Origin of the sequence: Streptosporangium sp. NPDC006013 (genome assembly GCF_040614275.1) — a bacterium.
GTDB lineage: Bacteria > Actinomycetota > Actinomycetes > Streptosporangiales > Streptosporangiaceae > Streptosporangium.
The window spans coordinates 1-3,850 of the sequence record NZ_JBEXUE010000705.1; the positions used below are offsets into that span (position 1 = coordinate 1).

General features: G+C 74.2%; 5 protein-coding genes. 2 read left to right on the plus strand and 3 right to left on the minus strand.

The annotated features are described in order from the left end of the window. The 3 genes from ABZ260_RS48185 to ABZ260_RS48195 form a co-directional block, all read right to left on the minus strand. Nucleotides 1-492, minus strand: a 492-nt coding sequence (locus tag ABZ260_RS48185; protein WP_355631889.1) for an MFS transporter, incomplete at its 3' end; no start/stop codon positions are given. Continuing rightward, the gene (locus ABZ260_RS48190) at nucleotides 489-1,487 is read right to left on the minus strand and encodes an NADPH:quinone oxidoreductase family protein (protein ID WP_355631891.1); all 999 of its coding nucleotides are present in this window, start codon (nucleotides 1,485-1,487) and stop codon (nucleotides 489-491) included. The genes ABZ260_RS48185 and ABZ260_RS48190, both read right to left, overlap by 4 nt. Then, entirely contained in the window at nucleotides 1,484-2,671 is a 1,188-nt protein-coding gene (locus ABZ260_RS48195; protein ID WP_355631894.1) for a CoA transferase, read from the minus strand. Before ABZ260_RS48195 ends, ABZ260_RS48190 begins: the two co-directional genes overlap by 4 nt. Before the next feature lie 130 nt (nucleotides 2,672-2,801). Here ABZ260_RS48195 and ABZ260_RS48200 point away from each other — a divergent pair, with 130 nt between their 5' ends. Further along, nucleotides 2,802-3,686 (plus strand): alpha/beta fold hydrolase, encoded by an 885-nt coding sequence (locus tag ABZ260_RS48200; protein ID WP_355631897.1) that lies wholly within the window; start codon nucleotides 2,802-2,804, stop codon nucleotides 3,684-3,686. Next, the coding region (locus ABZ260_RS48205) for an alpha/beta fold hydrolase (RefSeq protein WP_355631900.1) at nucleotides 3,670-3,850 on the plus strand (181 nt) is incomplete at its 3' end. The genes ABZ260_RS48200 and ABZ260_RS48205, both read left to right, overlap by 17 nt.

Here is a 3,850-nt window from a genome sequence, read left to right on the forward strand (position 1 = left end):
AGGCCGAGCAACCACCCGTTGCGCAGTGGCCCAAGGAGGCACCGGGCCGACCGCCCCCGCGGTCGTGTTGACCGTCGCGACGGCGGACAGCCGCGTCGCGTCGCCGTGCCGCCGGATGACGACCATCGCGCACGGGAACGCGGCCGACACGCCGGCGGCCTGCACGCACCGGCACAGCACGAGCAGCGGCAACGACGTGGCCGTGGCCGCCACCGCGGAGGCGAGCGCCGCCACCGCCATCCCGGCCACGAACAGCCTGCGCGGGCCGACACGGTCCGCCACCCGGCCGAGCACCGGCTGGCAGACGCACGCGGTCAGGTAGAAGACGGTGACGACCCACGTCGTCGTGGCCAGCGGCTGGGCGAGGTCGCGCTGGATGGGCGCGAGCGCCACCGCGACCATCGAGGAGTTGAGCGGTGCGAGCAGGGTGCCCGCGAGCAGCGCCGCCAGCGCCATCCTCGCCCTGCGGTCCGGCCGGACGGCGGTCGTCATCTCGACGGACCGCCCGCCCGCAGCAGCAGCTTGCCCCGGACCCGGCCGTCGGCCAGCTCGCGCAGGGCACGCGGCCCCTGGTCGAGCGGGAGCACGTCGTGGATGTGGTGGCGCAGCCGACCGGCCGCGGCCCAGTCGAAGATCTCGCCCAGGTTCCGCTCGTGGGCCGCGCGGTTCCGCCGGACGAACTCGCCCCAGAACACCCCGACCACCGAGGAGCCCTTGACCAGCGGGATGTTCAGCCCGACGCGCGGGATGCCGCCGGAGGCGAACCCGACCACGAGGTACCGGCCGCCCCACGCGACGGCGCGCACCGTCGCCTCCGCCACCGCACCGCCCACCGGGTCGAACACCACGTCCGCGCCCGCTCCGCCGGTCAGTTCCTTGATCGCGGCCTTGGCGTCGCCGGCGTCGCCGTAGGAGAAGGTCTCGTGCGCGCCGTACCGGCGGGCCGACTCCGCCCGCTCCGGCGTGGAGGCGCCCGCGATCACCCGGGCGCCGAGCAGGTTCCCCACGTCCACGGCGGCGGAGCCGACCCCGCCCGTGGCGCCGAGCACGGCGAGCGTCTCGCCCGCGCGCAGCCCGGCCCGCTGGACGAGCGCGTGGTAGGCGGTCGAGTAGGCCACCAGGATCGCCGCGGCCTGCCGGTCGGTGACGTGGCCGGGCACCACGGTGACCCGGTCCGCCCGGACCAGTACGGCGTCGCGGGCGCACCCGTACTCCTCGTTGCCCGCCACGCGGTCGCCGGGCCGCACGGACGTGACCCCCTCGCCGACGGCCACGACCGTCCCCGCGTACTCGCTGCCGGGAGAGAACGGCGGCTCCGGCCTCACCACGTGCGTGCCCGCGATGATCAGCGTGTCGTGGAAGTTCAGCCCTACGTGGCTGACCGCGACCACCACCTCGCCCGGCCCCGGGCTCGGCGTCGCCATGTCGGCCAGCTCAAGATCCTCAGGCCCGCCGAGCCGGGCACAGACCAGCGCGCGCCCGTTCACTCGCCGCCTCCGGGGGCGGACACGACGCCCGCGGACAGGAAGCCGTCCACCTCGGCCGCGGAGAACCCGGCCGCGCGCAGCACCTCCACGGTGTCCGCGCCGAGTTCGGGGGGCGCCGTGCGCAGGCCGGGCAACTCGCCGTCGTAGCGGACCGGGTGCCGCAGCACGGTCGCACGCTCCTCGCCCACCGGGAACTCGGCGAGCAGCCCCTCCGCGGCCACCTGAGGGTCGTCGCGCACGTCGTCGTAGGTGGCCACCCGCTCGAACCAGAACCCGCGCGGCTCCAGCCGGGAGGTCACCTCCGCGTAGGTCATCCCGGCGAGCGCTCCCGCCACCGCCGCGGTGTACTCCGCCCGCTTGGCCCGCCTGGCCCCCTGGTCGTAGCCGGCCAGCGCGGGGGAGCCGAGCGCGTCGCCGAGGTCGTCCTCCGACCCGTTCAGCGCGATCACCATCGACGCGTCCAGCAGCCGGTACACGCCGTAGGGGGCGTCGATCGACCAGCACGCCAGCTCGGCGGGGCGGCGGACGTCCGTCTCGGTCCTGCGGCCGGAGTAGTACAGCGCGAGCGACTCCGCCTGCAGGTCGAGCCCCGCGCCGAGCAGGCTCGACTCGACCCGCGTGCCCTCGCCGGTGGTCAGCCTGCGCGCGTAGGCGGCCAGCACGCCCATCGCGAGCAGCGCCGCGCCGTGCTGGTCCACGACGGGCGTGCCGGCCGCGGTGGGTTGGTCGCCGGTGACGTTCACCAGTCCGGTGCGCGCCTGCACGAGCAGATCCACCCCCGGCCGCCCGGCCATCGGGCCGCGAGAGCCCCAGCCGCTGGCCGAGGCGTAGATGATGTCCGGTTTGATCGCGCGCACCGCCTCGTACCCGAGGCCGAGCCGTTCCAGGGCACCGCCCCGATAGTTCTCCAGCAGCACGTCGGCCCGCTCGATGAGCGGCCGGAGCACGGTGCGGGCATCCGGGTGCTTGAGATCGATGGCGATCGAGCGCTTGTTCCGGTTGACTGACAGGAACGTCACGCTGCGCCCGGCGACCCGGATCCCCGCGCTACCGATCCTGCGCTCCCACGACCCGCCGGGCGGCTCGACCTTGATGACGTCGGCGCCGAGGTCGGCCAGATACTGCGAGGCCGCGGGCCCCTGCACGAAGTGCGAGAAACTCAGCACCCTCATCGAGTCGATCATGTGCCCTCCCAGCAGCGGTTACTCGGCAGTGCGACGGTAGGAACGCAGGGCCTCAGTCCCCAACGTCGTGTTCCCGCTGGGCGGGAAAGCGCCTATATCGGGCAGGCCTCGGTCCGGCACCATGGTCGCCATGGCAAGAGGGTTCTCTCCGATACGCGTCCGGCTTCCGGGCCATGTGATCAACTGCGTGGTCGCGGGGCAGGGCCCCGCGGTACTACTCCTTCACGGGTGGCCGCAGACCGCCCACGCGTGGCGCGAGGTGGTGCCGCTGCTCGCCGACCGGTACACCGTCGTGGCCCCCGACCTGCCCGGCTTCGGGGCCAGTTCGCGGCCGGACGGCGGGTACGACAAGCGCACGGTGGCGAGCACCCTGGCCCGGCTCATGGCCGTCCTCGGGCTGACCCGCTACCACCTCGTCGGCCACGACGTCGGCGGTCAGGTGGCCTACCCGCTCGCCGCGCTGTACCCGGAGTCGGTGCGCAGTCTGGCGTTCGTCGAGGCGGGCATCCCCGGGCTCGGCGAGAGCCTCGCGGCGGCGAACCCGCTGACCGGCGGGTCCTGGCACTTCGGCTTCAACATGGTGCCCGACCTGCCGGAGTTCCTGCTCGCCGGTCGCGAGCGCGGCTATCTGGAGTTCATGTTCCGCCGCGACACGGTGGGCCTGTACGTCACCGAGGCGATCGACGACTCGGCCATGGACGTCTACACGCGTGCCCTGGCCGCACCCGGAGCGGTGCGCGCCACCATGGGCTACTATCGGGCGCTGCCGACCGACATCGCCGACAACCGGGAGCTGTGCGCCGCCGGGCGGCTACGGGTCCGCACGCTGGTCGTGGGCGCGCGCCACGGCGTCGGGCTCGGCTGGCTGGACACCGTCCAGGAGGCCGTGGCGGACGTGTCGGCGCGCTGGGTGGAAGAGTGCGGACACTACGTGCCAGAAGAGCGCCCCGCCGAGCTGGCGCGGCTGCTGACGGAGACGTGGCAGGAGGTCGAGTCGCGTGACGGAAACGAGTGACGTGGTGCTGATCCATGGGGCCTGGCACGGGGCCGGGCACCTCGTGGCCCTCGCCGGGGCGCTGACCGCCAGGGGCCACCGCGTCCTGGCGCTCGATCTGGTGGGCCACGGCACCCGGGCCCGCTTCCCGGCGAGCTACCTCACCAGAGACGTCGCCGCGCTGC